We start from the raw sequence: 25,519 nt of genomic DNA on the forward strand, positions 1-25,519 counted from the left end.
CAAAACTCCCGTGCCGGAATCGGTGATCAGGACTTCGCGACCGCGCGAGCGGCGGCGTCCTCGAGCTTCTGGACCAGGACCGTGGGCAGCACCCGGTCGACCATGCCGACCAGCCCGTCGATATCCATCATGCGAGCGGCCAGGCGCGCACCCGCCGGGGATACCCGCCCGCTGGTGCAGGCGAGCCGCGATTCGAACGGGGTCGGGGCGATCGCGGGATTGCGGCCGGCGATGCGAACAATGTTGCGCGCCACGGTTTCCGGGCTCCGCGCGATCAGCTGTGCGGCCAATACCGAGATGTTCTTACCGCGTTCGACCGATTTGCCCTCGGTCTCCACGACCTGGGCGTTCGGGTAGAAGCCGGTATTGATGAAAGCGGGCAGCACCGCGGTGACCCCGACCCCGGTTCCGGCGAACTCCAGCCGCAGGCATTCGGTGAACATCTGCGCGGCGGCCTTGCTGGTGCAGTACGCGGTCGAGAGCGGGATGGGCAGCACCGCGGCCGGGGAGGTGACGTTCAAAATCCGCCCGCCACTGCCGGATTCGATCATCTGGCGGCCGAACAGGCGCGAGCCGTGCACCACGCCCCAGAAGTTCACGCCCATGATCCGGTCCCAATCCTGCACGGTGTGCTTGAGAAACGGCCCGGCGGTGGTGAAACCGGCATTGTTGACCACAACGGCGGGTGCGCCGTGCGCCTCGTGCACGCTCGCGGCGAAGTTCTCCATGGCCGTCACATCCGAAACATTCACCGCGTACGGGAACCCCGCACCGCCGAGAGCGGCGATCTGATCGACGGTGTCCTGCGCGGTGTCGGGATTGAGGTCGCTCACGATCACTCGCGCGCCCTGCGCGGCGAAGCGCTTGGCGGTGGCGCGGCCGATGCCGCTGCCCGCTCCCGTCACGATTACCAGCTTGTTCTCGAATTTGGCCATGTCTACCTCAGTTCGAATTCGCACATCATCGTGCTACTGTCTCAGCCAATGTACGCTGTGCAACACAGCGTGTACAACACTTCACTAAACTCGCGCCGAAAACTTGTTCAACTGCACTAATGGTCAGTTGGTGATCATTTTCTGCCATCTGCGGCCACCCGGATTGCGTCCAAGCGCATGCAATATCAGTGGAGAACAAGGTCTTTCGGAGATCGAGACTTGTTAGTGTCTCAGACACAATATACTGTGTTGCACAGCGCAGACAACGGCAGAGTCGCCGTTGAGAAGGAGTCGCATCATGCTGACCGAGCCGCAGGCCCGGGTTCAGGCCCGGAAAACGCCCTCGACCGTGACGATCGAATATCCACGGCGCGCCAGCTGGACGCTGCGAATCGCGCATCCACTGTCCTACGCCATCCTCAGACAGGGCATGAACCTGCTGGTCGGATTCGCCTGGCGCGGAATTCCCGTGCGTGGAGCCCGGATATTCCACCTGACCAACCTGCTCGACCCGCTCGCCGCGCCACTGGTGCCGATTCGCGGTACTCGCTTGCGCCGCATCGCGTTTCCGCGATTCCGTGCCGAATGGGTATGGCAGCGTGACACTTTCGATCCCGAGACCACGCAGGATGCCGCCATCCTCTACTTCCACGGCGGCGGGCTGGTCGCGTGCGGGCTCAATACACACCGCCGTCTGGTCTCGCGGATCGCGAAAGCCAGCGGTGCTCCGGTCTTCCAGGTCGACTACCGGCAGCTACCCAAGGCGCACGTCACCGAGACCATCGAAGACTGCGTCGACGCGTACGAATATCTACTGGCACAGGGCTTTCCAGCTGACCGGGTGATCGTGGCCGGCGATTCCGCCGGTGGCGGGCTGGCCTTCCGCACCACGCTCGCCATCCGCGACCGCAAGCTGCCGATGCCCGCCGGTGTGGTCGGCATCGCGCCCTGGGCCAACTACGATTCGACGCTGCGCTATGCGCACGCGAACGATCCCCTCGATCCGATGCTGGGGGCCAAGGCGCTCGATACCCCGGCCCAGCTCGGATTGCTCCGGGACGGCAGGCTCGATCCGGCGTGGTCCGCGGTCAATCATGATTTCGCGGGGATGCCGCCGACTCTGATTCAGGTCGGCTCCACCGAAGTACTGCTGGCCGACGCCCACCAGCTCGCCGAGCGCTGCGAAGAGGCCGGGGTGCCGTGCCGAATGCAGGTCTGGGACAAGGCCATTCATGTCTTCCAGGCCGGTGCGGACATCCTTCCGGACGCCCGCCAGGCCATCGGCGTCATCGGCGAGTTCGTGCGGGAACGCCTGGACGCCAATGCCGTTCAGTCGCGGTCCAGCGCCGCCTGAAATCTCTTACGGAGAAACAATGTCCAAGAAACCGTTCTATCCGGGCCTGTCCGTCGTCACCGGCGCGGGCAGTGGCATCGGTCGCGGCACCGCCAAGGCACTGGCCGATTGCGGCGCGGAAGTGATTGTCGCCGATATCGATATCGACTCCGCGCGGGACGCGGTCGCCGAGATTCGCGGGCTGGGCGGGGTCGCCTTCGCCTATCGGCTCGATGTCGCCGACACCCCGGCGCTGGAAGCCTTCGCCGAACAGGTGCGGTCCGAGCACGGCGTGCCGGATGTGGTGGTCAACAATGCGGGAATCCTGGTGGGTGGACCGCTGATCGATGTGCCGCTGCGCGACTTTGAGCGCATCACCGACATCAACCTGATGGCGATGATCCACGGCTGCCGCGTCTTCGGCGCGCAAATGGTCGAGCGCGGCCGCGGCGGTCACCTGGTCAATATCTCCTCCATGGCCGCGTTCGCCGCCGCGCCCTATACCGGTCCGTATAGCATCAGCAAGTACGCGGTGAAGCACTTCAGCGACTGCATCCGCGCCGAATTCGCCGCGCACGACATCGGTGTCACCGCCATCTGCCCCGGTCTGATCGCCACCAACCTGTCCAACAGCATGAAAGCGGACGGCATCCTCGATGCCGAACAGTCCGAGCTGGCCCGCACGCTCCTGCTCAAGGGCCAAGCGCTGCTCGGACAGCATCCGGACAAGGCCGGCCAGAGCATCGTCAACGCCATTCGCCGCAATATCGCGGTCGAACCGATCCGCCCGGAAGCCCGAATCGCCCGTCAGGTAACACGTTTCGCGCCGGGCCTGGTGCGCTTCGCGATGACCCAGGCGGGTCGGCGCGATGTCCGCAAGCTCCGCGACACCGTCGCCGGACCGCAGGCGATCGGACGTGCCGGACAACTGGTCGAACGCCTGCCCTTCCGCGCGGGCCACGGGGTCGATACCGCCGATGGCGCCTTCAACTCCAAGCTCACCGGTGCGCTGTGAGTAGGCCGTTCTATCCGGAATTGGCGGTGGTGACCGGCGCCGGGAGCGGTATCGGGCGCGGCACGTCCAAGGCCTTCGCGGCAATCGGCGCGAAAGTGATTGTGGCCGATATCGATCGCGAGCACGCCGACGAGACCGTTGCGCTCATAGAAGCGGCCGGGGGTACCGCGGCGGCCTACACCGTCGATGTCTCCGATACCGCGGCACTCGAGGATTTCGGTGCGCGCGTCGCGGCCGAGCACGGGGTACCCGACGCGGTGCTCAACAATGCGGGGATCTTCGTCGGTGGGCCGTTTCTGGAGACCGCCGATGCGGACTTCCAACGCATTATCGACATCAACATGATGGCGATGATCCACGGCTGCCGGATCTTCGGCGCGCAGATGGTCGATCGTGGGCGCGGCGGGCAACTGGCCAATGTGGCCTCGCTGGCCGCGTTCGGACCGGCCCGATTCACCAGCGGGTACAGCGTCGGCAAGTACGCGGTGAAGCATTTCGGGGATTGTCTGCGCGCCGAGTTCGCTCAGCACCGAATCGGCGTCACCACCATCTGTCCCGGTCTGATCGCGACCAATCTGGCTGATACGGCCACGGTTTCGAGCATCGATGCCGAGCAGGCCGATATCGGCAAGGTCGCCACCCGGCGTGTGATGGCCCAGCTCGGCATGCATCCGGATAAGGCCGGGCGCATTGTGGTCGATGCCATGCGCCGGAATCTGCCCGTTCGGCCGATTCGCCCCGAGGCCTTCGTCTTCCAGGCGGCCGGGCGCTTCGCTCCGGGGCTGTGGCGCGGCATCGCCCGCACGGCCATGGGACCGGAGTTGGAGCGAGTCGGGCGCGCGTTCCTGGATCGGCCGGACGCCACCGCGCGGGCGGCGGCGCTGGTGTCCAGGCTCGGATCCAAGGATGTCGGCAATCCGGCCGAAACGTCTTATCCGGCAATTGATTCGGTGTCCGGCAGTGGCCGGATCACGGGGAGGTCGTCATGAAGAATCTGGGAGCGGCGGTAGCCGTTGTGACCGGCGCTGGGAGCGGCATCGGTCGCGGTACCGCCAATGCCCTTGCGGCCGAGGGCGCGAAAGTCATTGTGGCCGATCTGGATATCGCGGGCGCGGAGCAGACTGTCGCCGGCATTCGTGCCGGCGGGGGGCGGGCGGCCGCCTATCGGATCGATGTCTCCGATACCGAGGCGCTGGAAGCCTTCGCCGACACCGTATCCGCCGAGCACGGGGTCCCGACCGTGGTGGTCAACAACGCGGGGATCCTGGTGGGCGGGCCGATCCTGGATGTTCCGCTCGCCGATTTCGAACGCATCATGGCCGTGAACACCATGGCGATGATCCACGGCTGCCGCATCTTCGGTGAGCGCATGGTCGAGCACGGGCGGGGCGGGCATCTGGTGAACATCGCCTCGATGGGCGCGTTCGCACCGTATCGACTGGGGACGCCGTACTGCGTATCCAAGGCCGCGGTCAAGCATTTCAGCGATTGCGTGCGGGCCGAGTTCGCGCAGTACGGGATCGGAGTCACCGCGGTGTGCCCGGGTTTGATCGCCACGAACCTTGCCGAAACAGCGGAAATGGCAACGATTTCCGACGGTCAGGCCGATGTGGTCAAGGAAGCCGTGGCGCGCGGTATGGCACTGGTGGCGATGGACCCGGATAAGGCGGGGCGGCACATCGTCTCGGCCATCAAGCGGAACCAGGCGATCAAGCCGATTAGGGCCGAGGCCTGGTTGTCCTACGGGCTGTCCCGGCTCTCACCCACCGCGCATCGTGCGCTCATGCGGGTCGCCACCGGCCCCGAAATCGAGAAACTCGGACGCGGTCTGGCCGATTCCGACGGGGCCGGGAAGCTGCTGCGCGCGGTTCCCGGGCGACGCGGATTGAGCAATGCGCCCCGCCGGACTACCGCGACGACCGTCGCCGATTAGGAGAACCCATCGTGAACGCCTCCATCCCAGCCGATTCCGCCACGGCGTCCACCAGCGCGATGGCGCTGGACTCCCGGCGCGGACTCAATCGCACCATCGCCGCCTTCTTCTCGGTCGCCTCGCGCGCCTATGATCAGCGCACCCTGCAACGGGTCGTCTATCAACCGCCGCAGGATGAGATCGTCGACCTGCTGCGTCGCCAGGGGTCGCGTCATATCGTCGATATCGGTTGTGGCACCGGCATTCTCACCGCACGTGTTGCCGAGGAACTACGGCCGGACGCGGTGTACGGCATCGATATGTCCCCCGGCATGCTGGCCAAGGCCCGCGAGCGCAGTCAGCTGGTGCAGTGGCGCAATGAGCCCGCCGAACAGCTCGGGCTGCCCGATGAATCGGTCGACGCCGTCATCACCACCACCGCATTCCACTTCTTCAATCAGCCACTCGCGCTGGCGGAGTTCCATCGGGTGCTCAAACCCGGCGGGCTGCTTGCCATCAACGCGATCAACCTGCGCGCCCGGTGGGCCGCGCCCGCGCAGCGGCTCACCGGCACCCGGTTCAGTCCGGCCGCCGCGCCGTCGCCGCAGCAGATGGTCGACCTGATCACCATCGCCGGATTCGAACTGGCCGAACAGCATCCGGTACGGCGGCCGTGGTACAGCCGCCCGTGGCCGGACATGCTCACCGTGGCCGTGCGTCGCTGACACCCCTGACATCAGAAGGATATTCGAGATGCCCACATCCAAAGCCAGAGGCCGCCAAGCGAAACCGGCCCCCAAGACCGAACCGGATTTCCAGGTCGCCGTTATCGGCGCGGGCCCGGGCGGGCTCGCCGCGGCGGTGAAACTCAAGCAGGCCGGACTGCGCGATTTCGTCGTCATCGAACGCGCCGATGATGTCGGCGGCAGCTGGCACGAGAACACCTATCCCGGTCTGGGCGTGGATATTCCGGCGGTCGCCTATCAGTTCTCGTTCGCCCGCAATGCGGACTGGAGCCGGGTGTTCCCGTACGGGGCCGAGGTCGAGAAGTATCACCAGCAGGTGGCGCGGCGGTTCGGGCTGTACGAGCATCTGCGCTTCAACACCAATATCGCCCGTGAGGAATGGGATGACGCCAACAACTACTGGAAGTTGATCACCGACTCCGGTGAGGTCATTTCGGCGCGGTTCCTGATCAGCGCGGTCGGTGCGTTCGTGCGCCCGAAGGAAGAGGCGGGTATCCCCGGCCGGTTGAACTTCCAGGGCAAGTATCAGCGGCCGTCGAGCTGGGACCACAGCTGGGATCATCGCGGTAAGAAGGTCGGCATCATCGGCACCGGAGCCAGTGCGGTGCAGATCATTCCGGCTATCGCGCCGGAGGTGGCGGAGCTGACGGTATTCCAGCGGACTCCGGTGTGGTCGTTGCCCAAACCCGATTTCACGGTGCCTCGGCTCGGCCAGCGGCTGCTGGCGGTGCCCGGATTGCAGGCGGCGTTGCACGGGGTCGTGCTCGTGGTGGTCGATCTCGTGCTGCGCGGGGCGATCGCGGTGCCGACCGAGACCGCCAAGACGGCGATGACGTGGTTCGACCGGTCCACCATCGCGGCCTATCAGCGGTTCCTGCGGCTGGTGGTCAAGGATCCGGCGACCCGTGCGCAGCTGACGCCGAATTTCGGCCCACTTGCCAAGCGCCCCACCATGTCCAACGGATATCTGCGGGCGTACAACCGCGACAATGTCGAGCTGGTGACCGAGCCGATCGAGGAGATCACCGCCACCGGCATCAACACCCGCGACGGGGTCGAGCACGACTTCGATATGATCGTGCTGGCCACCGGGTACGAGGTGTTCTCCGATCCCGAGACCTATCGACCCGGAACCATTGTGGGCCGCAATGGATTCGACCTCGGCAAATTCTGGACCGAGAACGGCATGCAGGCGTACGAGAGCGTTTCGGTGCCCGGGCTGCCCAATCGCTGGACCCTGGTCGGGCCGTACTCGTGGACCGGATCGGGTTGGCACTCCTTCGTCGAGATGACCGCCGATCACGCGGTGCGGGCCATCAAGGAGGGACTGCGGCGCGGCGCGAAGGTGGTCGAGGTGCGCAAGGAAGCGCTCGACGCCTACCACGCCGAGATCTTCCGGCGCGCGGAGCCGATCCGGTTCTACTTCAACGAACTCAACGCGCACACCCCGACCTACTACCGAAACTCGCAGGGGGACAGCACCTATGTGCGTCCCTCCGGATTCTTCGAGGCCAGCCGTGGGCATCGCAGGTTCCCGCTCGACGACTACAGCTATGAGACCCCGCAGGCGGATGTTCCCGCCAAGCCGACCCGCGTTGTCGCGGGCGCATAGGGTTCGGGGGAATACCGACATGTCAGTGCGCGGCCGGACGAGCGGCAACACCGTGCATCCGGTCGCGCCGCGCCCGAAAGGCGCAGTCTCACAGGGTGTTCGGGCGGATCGGTCGCGTCCGACGATCGTGGACGAGATCACCGATCAACTCGCCTATCGCATCGCCGCGGGGATTTATCGACCGGGCGAACTACTCCCCTCGGTTCGCCAACTGGCCGTGGAGTTCTCCGCCAGCGCACCGACCGCCAACAGCGCTCTGGGCCGACTCGCCGCGCTCGGTTTCGCCGAACCTCGGCGCGGGCTCGGCTATATCGTGCGCGATATCCAGCTCTACGGCGGCATCGACACCTGGCGCTATCTGTTCCGATTCGCACACCGCATTCCGGAGCAGGCCTCGCGCCTGTTCTCGGACATCATCGACGTCGATCACATCCTGGTGATGCAGGCGGTGCGCGCCTTCGTGGAAAACCCGCGCCACTACGACGTCTCGGCCGCCACCCGTGCGCTGGATCGCATGGAGATGCTCGTGCACGATCCGCAGGCCACGCTCATCGACATCATGGCGGCCGAACTGCATATGCTGCGCTGCACCTTCGCCGCGTTGGGCAGCATCGGCAGTCTGAGTCTGTTCAACACGGTCGGCGAACTCCTGATCACCATGCCCGAAGCGGCGCAGGCGTTCTACGAACCCCTCGAACCCGAGGGTCACGTGGTGATCGGCCGGACATTGCAGTCATTGCAGACCGCCGGAGATCCCCTCGATATCCCGGACCTGTCCCTGGTCGAAACCGTCATGCGCACCTATCACGATCAGGTGGTCGAGGCCTTCCATCGCCTGATCACCGCCCCGGCAACCTGATCTCACCCGAAAGGGCTCCACCCCATGGTCTTTCACCCCGAAATCGTCGAGCCGTCCTCGGACTTCTACGAACGCGCACCGATAATCGTGCGCGGCAGAGCCGAATTCGAGGTTCCCGCCGCCCGCCTGTGGCAGGAGGTGGAAACCTTCGACTGGCTGCCCGCCGTGACCGCGCGCTGGGAAACCCCCGCCCCGCACGGCCCCGGTTCCCGCCGCCGCCTGACCCTGGGCCCGCTGCTGCTCAGCAACGAATTCGTCACCCGCACCGACCTCAACCGCGAAATGGCGTTCTTCATAGGCGAACTCCCCGTCCCCGGCATGCGGGCCATCGCCGAACGCCTCACCATCGAAGACCTGTCCCCCACCCGCAGCTCCGTCACCTACACCATCGCGGTCGCTCCTGCCGGCTTCCCGGCCATCCGGCTGGCACCGTTGGCCCTGCTGACCAATCCCCTTTTCTCCCTCGCCCTGAAGGTTCTCATCGGCCGCTCCCTGCGCGCGGCCGCCTGACCCGTCAACAGTGGCGGTAGAAATAGCCGGGCGTGCCCGGTGTGACGAGTTGTCGATCGCGGATGATGGTGGAACGGAGGCGGCCGGGCTGGCGGCACACGTCGTCGAGTGAGGTCGGGAGGTCATCGGTGTATTCGATGTCGATGACGCGTTCGCCGTAGATCGCGGAGTATCGGGCGCACTCCTGGAAGCGCAGGCATTCTTCCGCGACGGCGAAGTCGAAAGCGGCTTGGCGCTGGGCACGCTCGCCGAGGTCGGCGGCGTTCTTCTGACCGGCCAGCAGACCGGCGTCGTGGGCGGTACGCGCCAGGTCGGCCGCGAGCGCCAGATTGTTGTCGGCGGTGAGTGCGCCGTTCGAGCGGCTATAGGAATCGAGGTTGTCGAATTCGACTGCCTGGAAACCCTTTTCGGCGCATTCGCCGATGCTGCGCGCGAGCAGGGCGGCGATTCGACCGCGCCGCTCCGGTGTCGAGGTATCGAGGATCATTTCGTCCGGCCAGTTCTTGTCGACGACCGGACGACCACCCGGTCCACTGAGCAGGAGATCGCGGCGGTCGCGCAACCATAGGTCGCGGTCCTCGGGCTGAGTCTGGAATCCGTTGACGTAACAGATGTTGAAGAGACCCGCTGCGGGAGTGGCCGTGCGGTCCCGGGCCACGATCGATGTACCCGCGGGCGGCGGATAAGCCCCGCCGAGTTGATAGTCGGCCGGCGCACCGGCGGGAAAGCGCGACGCTGCCGCCGAGGGCGCGGCCGGGGTAGCCGTCCCGGGCGGATCGGATGCGTCGGTGTCCGATCCAGCCGGGGTCGCGCATCCGGCGAGGATGACGATCGCGGTGATGAGCAAGAGCGGCAAGCGCATTGGTGAAAGCACCGTCCTGGGCTGAAGTCGGTGGCGGGGGACTGTCTCGGGCCTAGTCTGCGGCAAGCTTCATGAGGAAACCGTGGGCGCCACGCGGTGAACGCGCCACCGGTGACCTGCGGTTCGATCCGAAAGTTGGGATCGGTAGGTGCGGAGGCCAACGTCTACTTATCCCATGACATATTCACAGCCCCCCGCAAACCAGCCCCAGTCCACCGGCTTGGACAAGAAGACCAGCGCGATTCTGTCCTACGCGCTGGGCTGGGTCACCGGAGTCATCTTCCTCTTCATCGGGAAGAACGACTCCGACGTCAAATTCCATGCCGCACAATCGATCGTGTTCTTCGGAGCGGTCTCGGTGGCCAATATCGCGCTGAGCATCCTCGGCTCACTCCTGGGAGCCATCGGCATCATCTTCACCCTCGTCAGCCTCGTGCTGTCGATCCTCACCCTCGTCGTCTGGATCATGGCCATGATTCAAGCCAACAAGACCGGAGGCGCCCGCGCCGAACTGCCCATCTTCGGAAAAATCGTCGCCCCGTATGCCGATCGACTGGCCGCATCGGTCAACTGAAGGCGCAGAGCTATATAGTCCGAATATCAACGGCCCGAGGCAACTCGGGCCGTTGCCGTCCGTCCGGAGCTGTCGGCCGATATCGGCACGTCGAATCGAGGGGATCTGATGCGCATCGGGGTATCCGGGCCACACGGCACCGGGAAAACAACACTGGTACTCGAATTGTGCTCCCGCTTCAGCGATCTCACCCCGGTCGAAGAACCGTACGTGCTACTCGAGGAAGACGGCTACGACTTCGAATACCCACCCTCGCACTCGGACTACCGAGCCCAACTGGCGTATTCCATACAACTGTTGAACTCTGAACCCGACGGCTCCGTATTCGACCGAACTCCCCTGGACTTCCTGGCCTACCTCGCGGCCACCGGTCTCGACATCGAGTCCGACATAGACCCCACACCCATCCGCAAAGCCCTGGCCACCCTCGATCTCCTGGTGATCGTACCGATCACCCCCGAGACCGAGACAAAACTGCCTCCACCCGAAATGCTTGGCCTCCGCCGCACAGTGAACGATGCCCTACTGGAGGTGGCCTATTCCGATGAACTACACCTACTCGACGACATCCCCATCGTCGAGCTGACCGTTCCACTGGCGAACCGCATAGACACCCTCGGCGCCCTGATCCGCTGATCGTCGTCACAACGAGGCAGCTCGTGCACGTTGCGCCTTGTCAAGGCAACACATGCGCTGCGCGCGCGGCTCGGAGCCAATCGGGGAACTCGCTCAGCAGTTTCGAGTACAGGTCCGCGTCGCTCATGCGGTCGATGTCGTCGATCGCGAAGAATCCCGCGTTGTCGACCTTGCGACCGGTCAGCGTGTCAAGTTTGCGCAGGACTCCGAAGTCGTTGTGCCCCAAGCCGATGAACTGCCAGAAGGCCGGGTGCTCGGCCGCAGAGCGCATCAACGCGGTGATGGGTCCCCGTTTGTGAAAGCCGCCGTCGGTGAAGAACAGGACGAGTGTTGGATCACCACCGGGGCGCAGTACATTCAAAATCTCTGTCATGATGGGTATTTCGTCGTTGGCTCCGCCGATCAACCGGTAGTCGATGCCGCCGTGCACTCCGCCGAGATGGATGAACTCCGCGCACCAGGACTCCGCCGTGTCGACGCGAACATTGGGCAGCTTCGCGAATCGGGATCCATACAGGTAGGGCTCCAGCTCGCCATCATCATCGAGTTGGATCGCGATGGGGATCATCCGCTCCACGACTCGGTGGACGACCTGCTTCTTATACATTTCGGACATACTCCCGGTCTTATCGATGACCAGGATCACCCGGGCGCGTACCCCGCCGGCGCCTTTGGCGAGCAAGACCTTCGCCACCTCGCGTTTGCGAAGGTCCAGCTTCTGGCGCTTTTCGAGGGAGAGCTTCTGCTCCCCCGCAACGGTGCGCACGCCCCCGCGATCAACCGCTGCGGCATCCGAGGCCGGGCTCGGGGAGGAGGCGGGATCGTCATCGACCGTCACCCCGTGATCGGTGACCAGTGCGGCGAATCCGCCGGAATACCCCTGCCCGACCGCGCGGACCTTCCATCCGGGGCCACGTCGATACAGTTCGAGTGCGATCACTACCGATTCGGGGCCGAGTCCATCGATTCGGTACTCACACAACAGCTTCCCCGCACCGTCACTGAGCGTCGCGATGGGTGGCTGATATCTCCCGAAGGTCGCCTGCGGATCCGCAAGAGTGAGAACCGCCCGGATCTGATCGATATCGTGGGGGATTTGTCCCAGCGCGACATGCAATGCGCCGGGAGTTCCCGGCACCAGCCGTACACCGGGCCCCGCAGGCTGATTGAAGAATACGAAATCAGCGTCGGAACGAACCTTGCCGTTCGCGGTGACCAGCAACGCCGACAAATCCGCAGCGGCGGTGGTCTGTAGCGCGATCGTCACCTCGGCGACGGCTATCGGCACGTTCTGGCCCTTCGACAACTGCGACTCGACAATGGTCATCGGTGCCCTAATCAGATCGAAAAGACGGTGTCCGACCAACCCTACGAGCCCACTACCGAAGCGAGCCCGCAATCGCGGCAACAAAGCAGCACGCGCCGACAGGACACGCCGGTCCTCTCAGCCGAGAGAGCAGCACGGCGGGGAGTGCACTTTTGGTGTCGCGGCGGGCGAGGCCCTCGGGGAAGCTGTGGGATAACTTGTGGTACCGATCGATTGGAGATGATGGATGGCCTCGGTGGAGTTGACTCGATTCCGGGTTGCGCCGGAAAACGTTCGCGCGATGTTGGAGGCGCGGCCTGCGATGGTGGCCGACTTCCAGGCCGACAGGGTGGGGTTTCTCGGGGCGCGGCTGGTTCGGCTGGACGATGATCAGTGGCTGGACATTGTTGAATGGCGTACGGAGGAGGACTTTCGCGCGTCCCGGGCCAAGGGTCCGAATCTGCCTGGGATCGGGGCGTTCTTCGCCACATTGGGTGAGCTCGTCTCCGACGAACTCGGCACCATCGCCGTCCTCGACCAGGCGTAGCGGGGGCGGGAAGAGATTCCCGGGGTGCGGGGTTGACCCCAGCCATGACCGTCACCGCTATATCCACGTTGCAGGCTCGCCCGGGAAAGGAAGAGCAGGTGCATGCCCAGGCGCTGTCACTGATCGAGCCGTCGCTGGCCGAGCCGGGATGCCTGGGTTACCAGCCCTATCAGCACCCGACGCAACCCGGGAGCTGGGTTGTCATCGAAACATGGGACAGCCGTGCGGCATTCGAGGCGCATCTGCGCAGTCCGCACCTGCAGCAGGCGTTCGCGGCGGGGGCCGAGCTGTTGGCCGGGCCGCCTCGGGAACAGCTCTTCGAGACGCCCGACTCGCTCTGACACCACTGCCGACGCCGAGCGGATCGGCCTCGAGCCGCATCCGCTTGGCGTCGCACGTCCCCATCGTGGCGTGATTCGCCACCGCCGAATTGTGTTGTGCGACACTACCGTTGGGTTCGATAAATAATTCGAACCCTAGGAGGCATCGTGCGTGCTCATCTGCGCCGATTCCGTAGCACCTATTCATTTGCCGCCCTCGCACTGGCCACCGCGGGAATGGTGGCGGCGGGAACCACCACGGCAAACGCGGCCGGTTATCTGTACGACGTCAGCGGCAATACCGCTCCGGGTGGCTCCTTCAGTGGCTCCAGCCCGCATCCGATGTTCCGGAACGGCACATCCGCCAACCTATTGTCTTGCGCTACCGGAACATTCAGCGGATCGATGCCCAATGTCAGCAATTCGACGGGCGTGATCGGAACCTTCTCCGGGTACACATTCTCGCAATGCACCATGCCGTCCGGCGCGACCGCGACGGTGACCGCCACCGTCCGCCCGGCCCCCCTCACCGTGACCGGTGGCGCGGAGATTTCCGGAAAACTGCCTGCGGGCACACTGAGCGTGCGGATCGAATCGCCGACCTGCTCGTACACCCTCGCCCAGACGACTGTCCTGAACTGGAGCATCAATCACGGCAACGGGTTTCAGCTGATGGGCACGCTGACACCGCAGGACGTCAAGGGCTCGTGCAACCTGGTACCGCCCATCCTGTTCGCACACGGCGGCAGCTTCCAGCCGACCGTGACCAGCCACCCGGCCTGACCCGAATTCTCCGCATCCGCTAGTGAATTCGAGAGCCCTTGGGATAGCCGCGGCAACGATGCCGCGATCACAGACTCGGGTGTGACGGTTCCCTCGAACCCCACCGTCACACCCGGGACCCGGCCGACGCCTTGACCATGGGGATCCGGGACCGCACGATTGCGCGAGATGCCGGTGCGAGGAGAGGGTCGCGATGAGTAATTGGTTGCTGCTGCGGGGGCTGACGCGGGATCAGCGGCACTGGGGTGGGTTCGACGCGGAGTTGGCGGCGCGGTTGGGAGTTCGCGTCGAGACCATCGATCCGCCTGGCTTCGGGACACAGAATGGACGGGTTTCACCCCGGTCCATGTCGGCTATTACCGACGATATTCGGGGACGATTCGAGCGCGGGGATGAGGAGTGGTCCCTGCTGGGAATTTCACTCGGCGGCATGATGGCCCTGAATTGGGTACAGCGGTATCCGAATGATTTCCAGCGCTGCGTGGTGGTGAATACCGGTGCGCCGGCGGTATTTCGGCCGCATCAGATGAAGACCGGATTGGTCTCACTGGTGGCGGGCAAACAGTTTCGGTCGCTGGAGGCTCACGAAGCCGCAGCCCTCGAAATATCCAGTAATCGGCCGAAGCCGGAATTGGCGGAGTTGGCTCTGACATGGGCGCAGTATCAGCGGGAAGCCGCGCCACTCAACGCGAGCGCGCTGGCACAGGTGGCCGCCGCCGCCACGTTCCGCTTGCCCGCACGAATCTCCTTGCCGCTGTTGGTACTTGCGTCCAAGGGCGATCGCCTGGCGGACTATCACATGTCGGAGCGGATCGCCGCCCGCTACGGAGCGAGCCTGGAACTGCACCCCGATGCGGGACACGACCTGCCACTCGATGACGCACCATGGGTGTGCGAGCAGGTCGCGCACTGGCTCGCGCAGGTGAAATAGCCGGGCCTAGCTCGGCGCTCCGACCGGATCGCCGTCGGGATCGGGAACGCGACCGGCGGCGAACACCGCTGCCAGATCCTTGATGAGATCGGTTTCGCCCGATCGCCGCCAGACCAGCGCCCACCGGGCGGGCGGGACGTCGGGCATGGGGATGTAGGCGACGTCGGGTCTGCGGTAGTACAGGGCGGCGTGCGCGTGCACCGGGGTTATCGCCTTACCCGCCGCCGCCAGCAGGACCAGGTCCTGGAAGTTCGACGCGTACGCGGTGCGGGCGATGGGGCGACCGCTCGGGCTGAAGAACGGGACGGCCGCCGCGGCCCAGTAATCCGGGGGCATATTCTCCGGATCGGACGGCGGTACGCCGAAGACGCCGTAGTCCGCCAGATCCTCGTAGGACGCCGATTCACGGTGTGCCAGTGGGTGATCCGCGCCGACGAGCAGCACGAACGGCTCCTCGTAGAGCGTGGGACCCACCACGAAATCGGGCTCATGAATGGGCAACCAGGTCATCAGCGCGTCGATGTCATCCCCGCGCAGCGCGCCGAAAGGATTGCCGAAGTGAATATGCTCGATATGCAGCAGACAGTCGGGGTGCGTCGCCTGGAACGCATCCAGCGGCGGTCGCACATGCGTCAGATCGCTGCTGGTGAGTCCCAGTCGCAGGATGCCCCCATCGCCGTAGCGAGTCGCCCGCGATGCCCGGCCCAGACTCGCGCGCAGATCCCGATAGTTGGTTGCCAAATCGTCCCGCAACCGAACCCCGACCGGCGTCAACGCCACTGTGCGACTGGTTCGTTCGAAGAGCTTGCCGCCGATCCGGCGCTCCAGTTTTCCGATCACCTGACTGACCCGGGCCTGCGAAACATGCAATCGCTCCGCGGTCCGGCCGAAATGCAGCTCCGCCGACAGCATCAGAAAGATCTCGATATCGCGCAGATCCAAATCGCGCAGGTCCATGCAGTTTTCCCATCAATCACGGCGGCTTATCAGATCATACGCATTTCGACGTTGATCAATTCCCGGCGCGGATCGAGGCTGAAACCATCGACGACCGCCGAGGGGCGTTCGCCGCCCGCCCGATCGAAAGAACAGTGAATGCCAACGCTTCCGTGGACGACAATCGGCACACCCACCACCCCCGAGGTGCAGTGCATGGCCTCCCGTCTGGAGGTCAAGTCGCTGCGCAACGCACCCGGTTTTCTGATGTCCTCACTCGCGCTGTGGTGGCAGGCCCGCCGCTCACCCGGAGTGCTCGGGGTGGCCCTGAAGGCCGAAATGTTCAAAGGGGTCTTCTGGACCTACTCGGCTTGGGAGAACAAGGCGGCGATCTATACATACGCGCGCACCGAACCGCACCGATCGACCGTCGCACGCAAGCGAAAAGTCATGCGGGACGCCACTTTTGTGTTCTTCAACGCACCGGCGGCCGAAATGCGCCTGTCGTGGGATGAGATCGGCCGTCGCATCGACGCGCAGCGCGATGCGGCCGCACCGACCTCCTCCCCCGCATGAGCCCGAACCCGATGCGGGTCGCCCGTGACTTCGGCCGTCACCCCGCGACCTGGCTCCCGCCGCTGTTCGTCATGTTGATCCTGGCGCTGGCGCTGCCCGCGATCTATCTCGGCGGGACTCTCGACCCGTCCGCGAATCTGCGCGGACTACCGGTCGCCTTGGTCGTGGAACCGCAAACCACCGCCGGTTTCGATGCCGCCGAGCAGGTCCGCGAGGCCATCGCCCAGCACGTCGACCGCGAGGCCATCGACCTCGTCGAGATGACGCCCGAAGAGGAACGCGAGCAGATGGCGGGCGGCAAGATCGTCGGAGCCGTCCGCATACCCGCCGATTTCAATGCCGAGACCGCGCGGCTCGTCAGCGGCACACCGGGTCCCGCCACTCACGCGGTGGTTCACCTCGACACCAATCCGGCGGCCGCGACAATGAGCACCGGGTTGTTCACCGGGCATCTCGCGCCGTTGGTCGCGGAGGTCAACACATATCTGGGCATGGTGGAACCGACGTACAAAGCGCCGATCACCGCCGCTACCGCGACCGCGCTGGCGACCCCGTTCACGATCGTGACCGCGCCGCTGATACCGCTGCCCACGCGCACCGGATTCGGGACCAGCGTCTTCTACTACGCGGTGGTGCTGGTCCTACTCGGTTTCGTCGGAGCCTCGGTGATCCACCCAATTGTGGACTCCGCCAGCGGTTTCCAACCGAGCGAGCTCGGTCCGAAGGTCCAGCGCCGCCGGTACACCCACCTGTCCCGACTCCACATGCTGGTCGTCAAATGGTGTGTGGCGCTGATCGCGGCACCCCTGAGCGCCGGACTGATTCAGTGGATGGCAACCAAGGTGCTGCACATGCCCGTCGCCTCCCCCTGGCAGCTATACCTGTTCTCCACCAGCACAATTGCTGCCGTCGCGCTCAGCGCCCTGACGGTCTTCGCGATCTTCGGATCGCTCGCCCCGCTGGTCAACATGTTCTTCTTCGTCGCCTTGGCGATGACATCCTCGGCGGGCACGATCCCCGTCGAAGCGACCCCCGCGTTCTTCCGCGTCATCGCGAATTTCGAACCCATGCAACCGATTGTGTCCGGTCTGCGCTCGATCCTGTATCTCAACTCGGTCCCCCTGTCGGGACTGCGCACGGCCTGGATTCACGTCGGCATCGGCGCACTGCTCGGTATCGTCATCGGCCTGATCGTCACCAGCTGCTACGACCGAATCTCAATCTTCACCAGGCGGCCGAGTCAAAGCTGAAGACTGCCAACGCATCCCGGGAATACGCACCGTGTGCAGCCGCTCGCCGACGACCTCAGGCGGGCTGGGCGGCGAACACCGGGTTGGCGACTCGCTGGGTCTCGCGAAGGATCAGCCCGCCCGTGACCGCGATGAACGCCGCGGTCAGGCCGTGGACGCCGAATGCGATGGCGGTGGACCCATGGTGGGCCAAGACATTGACCATGTCACCCAGCGGCGCGGCGGCCGTCATCAACAGGACCCAACCCAGGGCACGCCGCTGGCCGGTTACCAGCAATATGCCCGAGCCGAGGCCCATCGCGAGTTCGCGGCAGCCCTTCACGATGAGGAAACCGTCGCCGTCGCCGGAGGGCCAGCTGGGCAGACCGAAGCCCGGGGTCGACGTGGCGGGGGTCAGGATGAAGGTCACGGCCAGGTAGAAGGTGAACCCTACGACGGCGGTGGCCAGGACAGTGTTGAAGTTCTTGCGCGACATGGTGATTCTCCTCGGCGAGAGTGAAAGCGTTGTGCAGCAAGGCATGTGGCCTTGCCGGAGGTAGATGCCCGACCGAGCGCGCTCCTATGCGAGTCGGCCGGGCGCTGAAACTCGAACTATCGATCGGTGGCTGCCGGGGACAACACGTCCCCGGGCGCGACATCGATGGCGAGACGGAAAATCATCGGCCGTGCGGTGAGCTCGAGGTCGTTCAGGATTCGCTGATTCAGTTGGTGCCATTGCGGAGTGGCGAGGGCGCTACGCAGGGCGGTGCCACTGTCCCAATCCCCGACGTTGACGAAGAGTGCCTCCGCGAACTCACCGGCCGCTTGGAACATCTGCGATCGACGGAAGCCGGGCGCGGCCGCCATGTACTGGGCGTTGTCCCGCCAGTGCCGCAGGAACAAGTCTCGCTGCGCAGTGGGCACGGACATCGTGTTGATCACCGTGACCGGGCCATCGGTATCAGGAACGGTCGGGGTGCTGGAAGCTGTCATATTGTCACGTTAAGTGACAATCCACTTAACTGTCAATCCTGTTATCTGGCAATCATGTTGAGTTGCTAATGTGGGGCCATGGTGAACCGGCCGCTGGACTCGCGTGGGGTGTTTCTGTTGTCGCAGATCGGTCACCACGTTGCATACCGGTTCACCGAGCAGCTGGCCCGACTGGATCTGGATCCGGCCCACTTCGCGGTGCTGGGCCACCTCGCCACGGTGGATGGCCGCAGCCAGCAGGAACTCGCGGATCTACTGCGCGTGCACCGCAACGCGATGGTCGGACTGGTCGACGAACTCCAGGAGCGCGCACTTGTGACCCGGCGCCCGCACCCGGACGACCGTCGCGCCCACGCGGTACACCTCACCGACCACGCACGCGAAATGCTCGGGGCCATCCAATCCGAGGCCGACGCACTGGAATCGGAAATGCTCGCCCCCCTCGACGAGACCGAGCGAACCCTGCTTCTCCCACTCCTGCAACGCATCGCCGCGCACGCGGACCTCCCGCCCGGAATCCACCCCGGCCTGCAACGCCGCCGCCGCGCACGCCGCGAACCACGCTGAGCTGGATCCGCCGAACAGTGGCTCCGCGATGGACTCGACGTACGGGTCGCGCAGAGCGAAGGTCAATGTGGTCCGGGCTGGGTCTTGTCCGCGGGCGGGGCTTGAATGTCGAGTGACTGGCCCCAGTCGCGGTAGTTCGTGGTGGTGACGGATTCGCGGGTCGTGTTCGGGTTGGTGCGGATGACGGTTCGTACGGGGAGGTTCCCCGCGCCGATCCAAACCTGCACGGTTTCGGTGGTGTCCTTGTCGGCGTCCGCCGGAAGTGCCCGGGGCGCTTGGGTATTGATGTCCAGGTCGTATCGTGTGACGTCTTTGCCGTCGATCCGGTCCGGATGGGTCGACGCGATCGTGGCGACACCGGGTAGGAAGTAGAACTCGGTATCCAGGTCTGCCCATGAGTATTTGAAGGAATTCGCCAGCTCGGGGATGTCCGGGCCGTAGCGATACCACATGCCGTCGCCGCCGCCCAGTTCACGCGTGATCTCCACATACTGCGCGTCGGGGAAGGTGATCGTGCGTGGATTCCCACCGGCCGTGGTCGGGAACCGGCACTCCGACGCTTTGACCGGAACACCGCCGGACCCGCACCCCGCCACCATGGCGAAGGTCCCCACTCCCGCGAGCGCGTTGACAACCCGGCGCATCCCCACTCCTCACATCCGTATCCAGACAACCTACCGAAACCGCCTGGATTGCAGCTCCTTTCAGTGCCGCCTGCACGCCGGCGTCCAGAACCCTTTGCAGCGCACCGAAACCCATGCCCGGATCGCGCTGAATGTCGGGCAATGCCACAATCACGATTGTGATGTCGATCAACAGCATCAGGGCGCCGATGCCGACGGCCAGCAGCCCTCCGGTAGTCGTCGCTCCGGCAGAAAATCGACTAAAACCTCCAACAATCGAGTAGATTTCGGATATGCCCTCCAGTCAGACCATCGAAAGACTCCAAATCATCCACATGCTCGGCTGTGATGTCAGGATGTCGTACGCCGCGATGGCCACGGTTGCCGGAATCTCCGAGCAGACCGCAGCACGCCGATACCAAACCCTCGTTCGCAACGGCATCCTGCGCTGCACCGCGACTTTGGATCACCGCACCCTAGGGCAGCACGAATGGATTTTGCGAATCACCCCGAGCTCCGAAGGCACGAAGCTCGCCGAAATGCTTGCGCAGCATGATGATATGAGCTGGGTCAGCATGACCGCCGCCGATGTGGTTTGTCGCTATCAGCCGCAATCGGCCGCCGATACCGACCTCATGCTCACCGACCGCATCCGCTCCAATTCGCTGGTCGAATCGATGGATGCCCGCCAGGTCCTGCGCCGCTTCCCGCTGCACACCACCTGGCCCGATCTGGGCTGGACCCTCGACGCCACCCAGCGCGAACGACTCACCGAGGCGGCCGACCCCTTATTCGCGATCGACCGGCACGGCGATACCCCGAACCACGACGCCGCGGACCTCAGCGACGACGACCGGCGGCTGATCGCCCTGCTCGCCGAGGACCCGCGCGCCTCGTACAGTCACCTCGCCCGCGTCACCAACCTCACCCCCGCGCGCGTCGCGACCCGGATCATCGACCTCACCGAAGCCGGAGTCCTGCGTTTCGACCTCGAGGTGGATCAGAACCGTCTCGGCCTGCGCATCTCGGCCGCGCTCTGGGCCGGTGTCGCCCTGGACAAACTCGACGCCGCCGGACACGCACTGGCGCGCATGAGCGAAATCCATTACGTCTGCGCCACAACCGGACCCACGGCGCTCTTCGCCACCATCGCCGCCCGCGATACCGAGCACCTCTACAACCTGCTGACCAACGAACTCGCCCGCATCGACGGACTGCACTCGATCGATGTCCGCACCGACCTGCGCACACTCAAACGAAGCCGAATTCACACCAGCTGAGGCTGATTCACGAGCGATAGTTGGGGATCACGATGGCGCGAACCGCATCAACCAGCCGCGGGGCGAGCGCCGCGAGTGTGGCGGCTTCGTGGTCGGCCAGGTACTGGGTGATGAGTTCGATGCAGGCCGCTATCAACACGCGGCACTGTTCGATCGTCAGCTGCGGCAGCTCCGGCTCATAGCGGGCGCGGAATTCCCGCAGCCCGGGGACCGCGGCTGCGACGAACTCCTCGATTGCCTCATTGCGCCGCAAACGGACTCGCGGCCCCGCCCCCAGCGCTTCGAGGAAGAACATCTTGGTCGCCGCGGGCGCAACCGCCATCACCAGCAGCAGGCGCTGCGCGTACTCGTCCAACGTCTCCGGGGTCAGCTCGGGCCCTCGGCTCTCGGCATCCATGACGCCCGCTTCGCTGACCAGTACACCGACGGCCTGATAGGCCTCGAGGAAAACCTCCTCCTTGGTGGCATACAGCTCATAGAAGGTCTTGCGCGAAACCCCGGCACGTTTGGTGATGTCCTGGACCGCGGTCTGGGAGTAGCCGCCATCGGCGAACAATTCGATGGCCGCGGCAACGATGCGGGCGCGCTGTGTCTCGCGCACGTCCTCGCGGGACAGATCATGCCGATGACGCGGAAGTGTTTGCGGAGCGCCACCGGAGAGCAGTTGCAGCACGATGGCGGCGGTCGCCGGGGGCACCGTGATATCTGGACTGCGCATACCGCAACAGTAATCGGTCGGCTCACTGAACCATGGCCGCACGACTACGGACGGCATACCTGCGAGTGCGAGTCGCCGCCGATGCGACTGAAGGTCCCGCGGGGCAGCAGCACACCGTAGAGGGACAGGTCGAGGCTGCACAGATAGCCGTTCGCGTAGGCGCCGTATTGAAAAGCCTTGCCCCAGTCCGTCATGATCGCGGTCGTATCCGGCAGGGATTGGTCGAGTTGCGCGCCATGAGCCAGCAGCAAGGTCAGCGCATCGCGGGTGCTGTGTTGCGCCAGTACGAGTTTCGGCTGAATCCCGTCGAACATCGCGGTCAGTCCGGTCGTCGCGTCGGCGATTCGAGCGGTGGACGCTTGCAGGGCTTGCCCCTGATCAACTAGCCCGCCGATCAGGGCACGGGTCTGGGTGACCAGAGTTTCGAGTTCCGAACCGCGCCTTGCCAACCCGGACATCACCGCCGACAGGTTGCCGATCACACTCGTCAGCACGGCATCGCGGCGCTGGAAATCGCCCGCGAGGGTTGCCGCCTGAGTGATGAAGGCGCTCAACGACACACCGTCGCCCTGTAGCGCTTGAACGAGTGTGCCGGAGAGCGTGTTGACCTGGTCGGGAGACAGCACCGCGAACAGTGGCTGAAATCCATTGAGCAGCCCGGAGATATCGAACGACGGTTCGGTGCGCTCGATCGGGATGGCAGCGCCCGCACGCAGGACACTCCGTGCGTCAGGGGATCCGGCCCCGGGCGCGAGCGCCACATATCGCTGGCCGATCAGGTTCTGGTACCGCACCAGCGCTTTGGTGTCACCGTAGAGCGTCTGCGCGCGTTGTACGACGAACGTCACCACCGCTCGGTTGCGCTCGTCGAGCCCGATGCGCTCGACCTTGCCCACGCGCACGCCCGCCATCCGCACATCGTCGCCTTCGCGCAGTCCAAGCACATCGGAGAACGTTGCCGCGTAGGTGTTGGTATCTCCTTTCACGGTGCGGGCCAGGGTGTTCCACACCATCACGGTCACGAGTATCGCGATGGTCGCGAAAACCGTGAAGACGATGAGCGGTCTGCGAATGCTCATTTGGGCCACTGCCGGAGTTTAGAAACATGTTGTACTCTCACAACCAGAATCATTGCGTTTCTCATTAGGTTTGTCGAGAGGAGTGGCAAAGTGGCCACATACCGAACCCAGCACGCGACCCCCGTGGACGAGCAGCGGATCGCCGAGCAGCAGTTTCGTCTCGAGGCACCGACCGGTCGGGTCGACCAGGGACTCTTCGGCCCGGATTCGGTGTCCTGGAAGGTGTGGTCGCATCCGGCCGTTATCCCGGGCGTCATGCGATCGTTCGTGCTGGATATGGTCGCCAGCCCGCATGGGGCCGCTGCGCTCGAAGATCACAGCCGCTACCGGCAGGACCCGCTCGGGCGACTCGACCGGACCATGCACTACTTCCTGACCGTCGTATTCGCCGACACCGTGACCGTCGCCAAGGCGAACACCCGACTCGATCGGCTGCACGCGCGCATCGTGGGCACCGAACCGATGACGGGCAGCCGGTACAGCGCCCTGGACCCCTACCTACGGCTGGGCAATCACATGCTCAGCTGGCATTCGGTCTACTACGCGTACCAGAGACTCGTCGGCGGCCTCACCCCCGAAGTCACCGATCGCTACTTCGCGGAAGCGGCAAGAGCTTTCGAGAGTCTGGGCGTCGACCTGGAGAGCATTCGCACTGCGGCGATCCGCCACGGCATCGACGCCGGGGCCATACTCGACGAACTGCCCGCCACCCACGCGGAATACCGCCGCCTCTTCGCCGGCTCGCGTCATCTGATCTGCGTCAACGCCCAAACCCGCAGTGCCCTCGACGCGATACTGCACCCGCGCGATATGGACGGAAACCTCACCAGGGCACTGCTTTTCCGCGCCTACCCGGCACTCGCACGGGTCGGCATCGCCCTCATCCCACGGGACATCCGAGCCACCTGCGGCCTGTCCACATCGGCCCGCGCCGACGCTCTCGCATTGAACGCGGGCCGGGTCACCACCGCGCTATTGCACCACTCCGGCGCCTATTCCGAAGTGCTGCAACGACTCTGCCCGCACGGTCACCAGATTCAGACGACCGCACTAGCGGGCTAGGTCGTGCGCAGTGACATCTCGATGGTCGAGAGGGTCTGCCGCAGTGTCGCGACTTCACGCCTGGCGGCGTTCTCGGCCTCGTTGAACACGCTGACCTGCCGTGTCGTCAAACTGGCTCCGGCACGGACGGCAGCGTTGAGGGCGGCGTCGGTGAGTGATAGGTCGTGGCGGGCCTGGCGGCATTGGGCGAGCGCTTCAGCGCGGACCGCCGGGTAGCGGCTCCACTGGGCCGTTTCAGCCGTAATCACCGCCAGCGCAGCGGATTCCAGGCTCTTTCCGATGTCGGCGTAATATCGGCACTGGGCCAGGAAAGCGTGATGGGCGTGCGCGAATCTCATGCCGTTCGCCCTGCGGGGCAGGCGAATTGAGGCAGGCGCAAATCTCGTGAACAGCGTCGAGGATGATCGGCGATCGAGGCCGCTAACCGCGGAAGCGAGATCCGTGCCGAGTCCGAGTCCATCACGCGGAATATGGCCCGAGCCTGCTGGGTCACCGAAGACACCCCTCTTTTGTGGAACTAGATAGTTTCAAACTCTCGAAGGAACAGTAACTTAGGGTGACATCCCCGCAGGCGGGAATGGCCCCGACCTGCCGAAACCGTGATGGAGAACACGATTGATCGAATCGCGCGCGCGACGCGCGATGGGCTCTGGCAGGCATTCACCCGATCGGGGTGAAGTGCGGGCGGCCAATCGGTGGCACCGTCAAGGGTGCATCACCCATTGATGGGTTGCGGCGCAACCGAGATCGCGCCGGACCGTCCCCGAGGCTGGAGGCGCTATGAGTGATCTTCTCGACTCCGTGATCGAAGCCAGCGGCGGTCTCGACCGCTGGAACGAATACACCAGCGTGACAGCGCATCTGAGTTTCGGCGGCGCACTGTTCGCGGTGAAGGGCCAGAGCGGCTATCTCGACGACATCAATATCAGAGCCGAACTGCATCGCCAGTCCGCCGATCTCTTCCCTTTCCGCGCAGCGGAATTGAGCAGCACCTTCACCGGCGATCACATCGCCATCGTGACCGATACCGGCGACATAGTCACCGAACTCGCCGACCCCCGCGCCTCTTTCACCGGCCACACCCTGGCCACCCCGTGGGATCCCCTACAGACGGCCTACTTCCTCAGCTACGCCATGTGGAACTATCTGAACGAACCATTCCTGTTCACCACCAACGGTTTCCACACAGAAGAACTCACCCCGTGGATAGAAAATGGCCAGACGTGGCGGCGATTGAAAGTAATGTTCCCCAACGGCATCGCCACCCACAGCCCCCACCAAACGCTCTACTACGACGAACGCGGCCTACTTCGCCGCCACGACTACACGGTCGAAATCGCGGCCGCCGGACCAACCGCCCATTACACGTCCAACCACAAAAACTTCGACGGCATCACCGTTCCCACCACTCGACGGGTCTACCCCGTCTCCGAAAACGGCCGGGCCGCCCCCGAACCACTGATGGTCTCGGTCGACATCGACAACGTCGTCTTCGCCTGATTCTTGTCCGGTTGTGGCAGAGGATTTTTCAGCTGAGCGATGGGCCATTGCCGAATGCCAAGCACAATTCCATTA

Annotated in this window: 31 protein-coding genes; 20 read left to right on the forward strand and 11 right to left on the reverse strand. The window is 64.7% G+C overall.

What is annotated here, in order from left to right; translation table 11 throughout:
* Window positions 1-26 precede the first annotated feature (26 nt).
* A complete protein-coding gene (locus ACFVUS_RS25215) occupies window positions 27-935 on the reverse strand; it encodes an SDR family NAD(P)-dependent oxidoreductase (RefSeq protein WP_387771156.1) in 909 nt (302 codons plus the stop codon).
* 298 nt (window positions 936-1,233) lie between these two features.
* Between ACFVUS_RS25215 and ACFVUS_RS25220 the strand changes: the two genes are divergently transcribed.
* From ACFVUS_RS25220 to ACFVUS_RS25255, 8 genes are read left to right on the forward strand one after another with little or no spacing between them, the layout of a single operon-like run.
* The gene (locus tag ACFVUS_RS25220; RefSeq protein WP_387771159.1) at window positions 1,234-2,289 is read left to right on the forward strand and encodes an alpha/beta hydrolase; all 1,056 of its coding nucleotides are present in this window, start codon (window positions 1,234-1,236) and stop codon (window positions 2,287-2,289) included.
* Between the two features lie 19 nt (window positions 2,290-2,308).
* On the forward strand, window positions 2,309-3,283 hold the full coding sequence (locus tag ACFVUS_RS25225) for an SDR family NAD(P)-dependent oxidoreductase (RefSeq protein WP_387771162.1): 975 nt from the start codon (window positions 2,309-2,311) through the stop codon (window positions 3,281-3,283).
* Window positions 3,280-4,272 (forward strand): SDR family NAD(P)-dependent oxidoreductase, encoded by a 993-nt coding sequence (locus tag ACFVUS_RS25230; protein ID WP_387771165.1) that lies wholly within the window; start codon window positions 3,280-3,282, stop codon window positions 4,270-4,272. The genes ACFVUS_RS25225 and ACFVUS_RS25230 overlap by 4 nt, the downstream gene beginning before the upstream one ends.
* On the forward strand, window positions 4,269-5,216 hold the full coding sequence (locus ACFVUS_RS25235) for an SDR family NAD(P)-dependent oxidoreductase (RefSeq protein ID WP_387771168.1): 948 nt from the start codon (window positions 4,269-4,271) through the stop codon (window positions 5,214-5,216). Before ACFVUS_RS25230 ends, ACFVUS_RS25235 begins: the two co-directional genes overlap by 4 nt.
* Window positions 5,217-5,227: 11 nt before the next feature.
* Complete coding sequence (locus tag ACFVUS_RS25240; protein WP_387771170.1) at window positions 5,228-5,920, forward strand: methyltransferase domain-containing protein; 693 nt, start codon at window positions 5,228-5,230, stop codon at window positions 5,918-5,920.
* 28 nt (window positions 5,921-5,948) lie between these two features.
* Entirely contained in the window at window positions 5,949-7,553 is a 1,605-nt protein-coding gene (locus ACFVUS_RS25245) for a flavin-containing monooxygenase (protein ID WP_387771172.1), read from the forward strand.
* Between the two features lie 19 nt (window positions 7,554-7,572).
* Window positions 7,573-8,412 (forward strand): FadR/GntR family transcriptional regulator, encoded by an 840-nt coding sequence (locus tag ACFVUS_RS25250; RefSeq protein ID WP_387771175.1) that lies wholly within the window; start codon window positions 7,573-7,575, stop codon window positions 8,410-8,412.
* A gap of 24 nt (window positions 8,413-8,436) precedes the next feature.
* On the forward strand, window positions 8,437-8,922 hold the full coding sequence (locus ACFVUS_RS25255; RefSeq protein WP_387771177.1) for a hypothetical protein: 486 nt from the start codon (window positions 8,437-8,439) through the stop codon (window positions 8,920-8,922).
* 4 nt (window positions 8,923-8,926) lie between these two features.
* On the opposite strand, the gene ACFVUS_RS25260 is transcribed toward ACFVUS_RS25255, so the two are convergent.
* Window positions 8,927-9,784, reverse strand: a complete 858-nt coding sequence (locus tag ACFVUS_RS25260) for an endo alpha-1,4 polygalactosaminidase (RefSeq protein ID WP_387771180.1) — start codon at window positions 9,782-9,784, stop codon at window positions 8,927-8,929.
* A gap of 175 nt (window positions 9,785-9,959) precedes the next feature.
* Here ACFVUS_RS25260 and ACFVUS_RS25265 point away from each other — a divergent pair, with 175 nt between their 5' ends.
* Together ACFVUS_RS25265 and ACFVUS_RS25270 are read left to right on the forward strand one after the other, a co-directional pair.
* Window positions 9,960-10,358, forward strand: coding sequence for a DUF4870 domain-containing protein (locus ACFVUS_RS25265; RefSeq protein ID WP_387771183.1), 399 nt, complete (start codon window positions 9,960-9,962; stop codon window positions 10,356-10,358).
* Between the two features lie 108 nt (window positions 10,359-10,466).
* Entirely contained in the window at window positions 10,467-10,994 is a 528-nt protein-coding gene (locus ACFVUS_RS25270) for an AAA family ATPase (protein WP_387771186.1), read from the forward strand.
* A 40-nt stretch (window positions 10,995-11,034) separates the two neighbouring features.
* Here ACFVUS_RS25270 and ACFVUS_RS25275 read toward each other — a convergent pair whose 3' ends face one another.
* Complete coding sequence (locus ACFVUS_RS25275; RefSeq protein ID WP_387771189.1) at window positions 11,035-12,321, reverse strand: VWA domain-containing protein; 1,287 nt, start codon at window positions 12,319-12,321, stop codon at window positions 11,035-11,037.
* Window positions 12,322-12,547: 226 nt separating this feature from the next.
* Between ACFVUS_RS25275 and ACFVUS_RS25280 the strand changes: the two genes are divergently transcribed.
* The 4 genes from ACFVUS_RS25280 (at window position 12,548) to ACFVUS_RS25295 (ending at window position 14,881) form a co-directional block, all read left to right on the forward strand.
* Window positions 12,548-12,847, forward strand: coding sequence for an antibiotic biosynthesis monooxygenase family protein (locus ACFVUS_RS25280; RefSeq protein ID WP_387771192.1), 300 nt, complete (start codon window positions 12,548-12,550; stop codon window positions 12,845-12,847).
* A gap of 44 nt (window positions 12,848-12,891) precedes the next feature.
* Window positions 12,892-13,188, forward strand: a complete 297-nt coding sequence (locus ACFVUS_RS25285) for a putative quinol monooxygenase (RefSeq protein ID WP_387771195.1) — start codon at window positions 12,892-12,894, stop codon at window positions 13,186-13,188.
* A 147-nt stretch (window positions 13,189-13,335) separates the two neighbouring features.
* Window positions 13,336-13,950: a hypothetical protein gene (locus tag ACFVUS_RS25290; RefSeq protein WP_387771198.1), complete on the forward strand. Its 615-nt coding sequence runs from the start codon at window positions 13,336-13,338 to the stop codon at window positions 13,948-13,950.
* A 193-nt stretch (window positions 13,951-14,143) separates the two neighbouring features.
* On the forward strand, window positions 14,144-14,881 hold the full coding sequence (locus ACFVUS_RS25295; protein ID WP_387771201.1) for an alpha/beta fold hydrolase: 738 nt from the start codon (window positions 14,144-14,146) through the stop codon (window positions 14,879-14,881).
* Window positions 14,882-14,887: 6 nt separating this feature from the next.
* On the opposite strand, the gene ACFVUS_RS25300 is transcribed toward ACFVUS_RS25295, so the two are convergent.
* Together ACFVUS_RS25300 and ACFVUS_RS25305 are read right to left on the reverse strand one after the other, a co-directional pair.
* Window positions 14,888-15,838: a LysR family transcriptional regulator gene (locus tag ACFVUS_RS25300; RefSeq protein WP_387771204.1), complete on the reverse strand. Its 951-nt coding sequence runs from the start codon at window positions 15,836-15,838 to the stop codon at window positions 14,888-14,890.
* 29 nt (window positions 15,839-15,867) lie between these two features.
* Window positions 15,868-16,008 (reverse strand): hypothetical protein, encoded by a 141-nt coding sequence (locus ACFVUS_RS25305; protein WP_387771207.1) that lies wholly within the window; start codon window positions 16,006-16,008, stop codon window positions 15,868-15,870.
* A gap of 25 nt (window positions 16,009-16,033) precedes the next feature.
* On the opposite strand from ACFVUS_RS25305, the gene ACFVUS_RS25310 reads away from it, so the two are divergent.
* Together ACFVUS_RS25310 and ACFVUS_RS25315 are read left to right on the forward strand one after the other, a co-directional pair.
* Entirely contained in the window at window positions 16,034-16,393 is a 360-nt protein-coding gene (locus ACFVUS_RS25310) for a hypothetical protein (protein WP_387771210.1), read from the forward strand.
* Window positions 16,390-17,643, forward strand: coding sequence for a YhgE/Pip domain-containing protein (locus ACFVUS_RS25315; protein ID WP_387771213.1), 1,254 nt, complete (start codon window positions 16,390-16,392; stop codon window positions 17,641-17,643). The genes ACFVUS_RS25310 and ACFVUS_RS25315 overlap by 4 nt, the downstream gene beginning before the upstream one ends.
* A 55-nt stretch (window positions 17,644-17,698) precedes the next feature.
* Here ACFVUS_RS25315 and ACFVUS_RS25320 read toward each other — a convergent pair whose 3' ends face one another.
* Window positions 17,699-18,118, reverse strand: coding sequence for a DUF4267 domain-containing protein (locus ACFVUS_RS25320; RefSeq protein WP_387771215.1), 420 nt, complete (start codon window positions 18,116-18,118; stop codon window positions 17,699-17,701).
* Between the two features lie 116 nt (window positions 18,119-18,234).
* On the reverse strand, window positions 18,235-18,615 hold the full coding sequence (locus ACFVUS_RS25325; RefSeq protein ID WP_387771218.1) for an antibiotic biosynthesis monooxygenase family protein: 381 nt from the start codon (window positions 18,613-18,615) through the stop codon (window positions 18,235-18,237).
* Between the two features lie 78 nt (window positions 18,616-18,693).
* On the opposite strand from ACFVUS_RS25325, the gene ACFVUS_RS25330 reads away from it, so the two are divergent.
* The gene (locus ACFVUS_RS25330; RefSeq protein ID WP_387771221.1) at window positions 18,694-19,182 is read left to right on the forward strand and encodes a MarR family winged helix-turn-helix transcriptional regulator; all 489 of its coding nucleotides are present in this window, start codon (window positions 18,694-18,696) and stop codon (window positions 19,180-19,182) included.
* A gap of 62 nt (window positions 19,183-19,244) precedes the next feature.
* Here ACFVUS_RS25330 and ACFVUS_RS25335 read toward each other — a convergent pair whose 3' ends face one another.
* On the reverse strand, window positions 19,245-19,826 hold the full coding sequence (locus tag ACFVUS_RS25335) for a hypothetical protein (protein WP_387771224.1): 582 nt from the start codon (window positions 19,824-19,826) through the stop codon (window positions 19,245-19,247).
* 272 nt (window positions 19,827-20,098) lie between these two features.
* Here ACFVUS_RS25335 and ACFVUS_RS25340 point away from each other — a divergent pair, with 272 nt between their 5' ends.
* Window positions 20,099-21,085 carry an Lrp/AsnC family transcriptional regulator gene (locus tag ACFVUS_RS25340; RefSeq protein ID WP_387771227.1) on the forward strand — a complete coding sequence of 329 codons (987 nt, stop codon included), beginning with the start codon at window positions 20,099-20,101 and terminating at the stop codon, window positions 21,083-21,085.
* 7 nt (window positions 21,086-21,092) lie between these two features.
* On the opposite strand, the gene ACFVUS_RS25345 is transcribed toward ACFVUS_RS25340, so the two are convergent.
* Together ACFVUS_RS25345 and ACFVUS_RS25350 are read right to left on the reverse strand one after the other, a co-directional pair.
* Window positions 21,093-21,803, reverse strand: coding sequence for a TetR/AcrR family transcriptional regulator (locus ACFVUS_RS25345; RefSeq protein ID WP_387771230.1), 711 nt, complete (start codon window positions 21,801-21,803; stop codon window positions 21,093-21,095).
* A gap of 44 nt (window positions 21,804-21,847) precedes the next feature.
* Complete coding sequence (locus tag ACFVUS_RS25350) at window positions 21,848-22,882, reverse strand: MCE family protein (RefSeq protein ID WP_387771233.1); 1,035 nt, start codon at window positions 22,880-22,882, stop codon at window positions 21,848-21,850.
* Window positions 22,883-22,972: 90 nt separating this feature from the next.
* On the opposite strand from ACFVUS_RS25350, the gene ACFVUS_RS25355 reads away from it, so the two are divergent.
* On the forward strand, window positions 22,973-23,944 hold the full coding sequence (locus ACFVUS_RS25355) for an oxygenase MpaB family protein (protein ID WP_387771236.1): 972 nt from the start codon (window positions 22,973-22,975) through the stop codon (window positions 23,942-23,944).
* Here ACFVUS_RS25355 and ACFVUS_RS25360 read toward each other — a convergent pair.
* A complete protein-coding gene (locus ACFVUS_RS25360; protein ID WP_387771239.1) occupies window positions 23,941-24,282 on the reverse strand; it encodes a hypothetical protein in 342 nt (113 codons plus the stop codon). The genes ACFVUS_RS25355 and ACFVUS_RS25360 overlap by 4 nt on opposite strands.
* A 442-nt stretch (window positions 24,283-24,724) precedes the next feature.
* On the opposite strand from ACFVUS_RS25360, the gene ACFVUS_RS25365 reads away from it, so the two are divergent.
* Window positions 24,725-25,444 (forward strand): hypothetical protein, encoded by a 720-nt coding sequence (locus ACFVUS_RS25365; protein ID WP_387771242.1) that lies wholly within the window; start codon window positions 24,725-24,727, stop codon window positions 25,442-25,444.
* Window positions 25,445-25,519 lie beyond the last annotated feature (75 nt).

It is taken from the genome of Nocardia sp. NPDC058058 (assembly GCF_042885355.1).
Lineage (GTDB): Bacteria > Actinomycetota > Actinomycetes > Mycobacteriales > Mycobacteriaceae > Nocardia.

What these genes read in the sequence shown, in the direction of transcription:
- ACFVUS_RS25215 (WP_387771156.1), bottom strand. Translation starts at nt 935, where the DNA reads ATGGCCAAATTCGAGAACAAGCTGGTAATCGTGACGGGAGCGGGCAGC.
- ACFVUS_RS25220 (WP_387771159.1), top strand. Translation starts at nt 1,234, where the DNA reads ATGCTGACCGAGCCGCAGGCCCGGGTTCAGGCCCGGAAAACGCCCTCG.
- ACFVUS_RS25225 (WP_387771162.1), top strand. Translation starts at nt 2,309, where the DNA reads ATGTCCAAGAAACCGTTCTATCCGGGCCTGTCCGTCGTCACCGGCGCG.
- ACFVUS_RS25235 (WP_387771168.1), top strand. Translation starts at nt 4,269, where the DNA reads ATGAAGAATCTGGGAGCGGCGGTAGCCGTTGTGACCGGCGCTGGGAGC.
- ACFVUS_RS25245 (WP_387771172.1), top strand. Translation starts at nt 5,949, where the DNA reads ATGCCCACATCCAAAGCCAGAGGCCGCCAAGCGAAACCGGCCCCCAAG.
- ACFVUS_RS25250 (WP_387771175.1), top strand. Translation starts at nt 7,573, where the DNA reads ATGTCAGTGCGCGGCCGGACGAGCGGCAACACCGTGCATCCGGTCGCG.
- ACFVUS_RS25255 (WP_387771177.1), top strand. Translation starts at nt 8,437, where the DNA reads ATGGTCTTTCACCCCGAAATCGTCGAGCCGTCCTCGGACTTCTACGAA.
- ACFVUS_RS25260 (WP_387771180.1), bottom strand. Translation starts at nt 9,784, where the DNA reads ATGCGCTTGCCGCTCTTGCTCATCACCGCGATCGTCATCCTCGCCGGA.
- ACFVUS_RS25265 (WP_387771183.1), top strand. Translation starts at nt 9,960, where the DNA reads ATGACATATTCACAGCCCCCCGCAAACCAGCCCCAGTCCACCGGCTTG.
- ACFVUS_RS25270 (WP_387771186.1), top strand. Translation starts at nt 10,467, where the DNA reads ATGCGCATCGGGGTATCCGGGCCACACGGCACCGGGAAAACAACACTG.
- ACFVUS_RS25275 (WP_387771189.1), bottom strand. Translation starts at nt 12,321, where the DNA reads ATGACCATTGTCGAGTCGCAGTTGTCGAAGGGCCAGAACGTGCCGATA.
- ACFVUS_RS25280 (WP_387771192.1), top strand. Translation starts at nt 12,548, where the DNA reads ATGGCCTCGGTGGAGTTGACTCGATTCCGGGTTGCGCCGGAAAACGTT.
- ACFVUS_RS25285 (WP_387771195.1), top strand. Translation starts at nt 12,892, where the DNA reads ATGACCGTCACCGCTATATCCACGTTGCAGGCTCGCCCGGGAAAGGAA.
- ACFVUS_RS25295 (WP_387771201.1), top strand. Translation starts at nt 14,144, where the DNA reads ATGAGTAATTGGTTGCTGCTGCGGGGGCTGACGCGGGATCAGCGGCAC.
- ACFVUS_RS25300 (WP_387771204.1), bottom strand. Translation starts at nt 15,838, where the DNA reads ATGGACCTGCGCGATTTGGATCTGCGCGATATCGAGATCTTTCTGATG.
- ACFVUS_RS25310 (WP_387771210.1), top strand. Translation starts at nt 16,034, where the DNA reads ATGGCCTCCCGTCTGGAGGTCAAGTCGCTGCGCAACGCACCCGGTTTT.
- ACFVUS_RS25315 (WP_387771213.1), top strand. Translation starts at nt 16,390, where the DNA reads ATGAGCCCGAACCCGATGCGGGTCGCCCGTGACTTCGGCCGTCACCCC.
- ACFVUS_RS25320 (WP_387771215.1), bottom strand. Translation starts at nt 18,118, where the DNA reads ATGTCGCGCAAGAACTTCAACACTGTCCTGGCCACCGCCGTCGTAGGG.
- ACFVUS_RS25325 (WP_387771218.1), bottom strand. Translation starts at nt 18,615, where the DNA reads ATGACAGCTTCCAGCACCCCGACCGTTCCTGATACCGATGGCCCGGTC.
- ACFVUS_RS25330 (WP_387771221.1), top strand. Translation starts at nt 18,694, where the DNA reads ATGGTGAACCGGCCGCTGGACTCGCGTGGGGTGTTTCTGTTGTCGCAG.
- ACFVUS_RS25335 (WP_387771224.1), bottom strand. Translation starts at nt 19,826, where the DNA reads ATGCGCCGGGTTGTCAACGCGCTCGCGGGAGTGGGGACCTTCGCCATG.
- ACFVUS_RS25340 (WP_387771227.1), top strand. Translation starts at nt 20,099, where the DNA reads ATGCCCTCCAGTCAGACCATCGAAAGACTCCAAATCATCCACATGCTC.
- ACFVUS_RS25345 (WP_387771230.1), bottom strand. Translation starts at nt 21,803, where the DNA reads ATGCGCAGTCCAGATATCACGGTGCCCCCGGCGACCGCCGCCATCGTG.
- ACFVUS_RS25350 (WP_387771233.1), bottom strand. Translation starts at nt 22,882, where the DNA reads ATGAGCATTCGCAGACCGCTCATCGTCTTCACGGTTTTCGCGACCATC.
- ACFVUS_RS25360 (WP_387771239.1), bottom strand. Translation starts at nt 24,282, where the DNA reads ATGAGATTCGCGCACGCCCATCACGCTTTCCTGGCCCAGTGCCGATAT.
- ACFVUS_RS25365 (WP_387771242.1), top strand. Translation starts at nt 24,725, where the DNA reads ATGAGTGATCTTCTCGACTCCGTGATCGAAGCCAGCGGCGGTCTCGAC.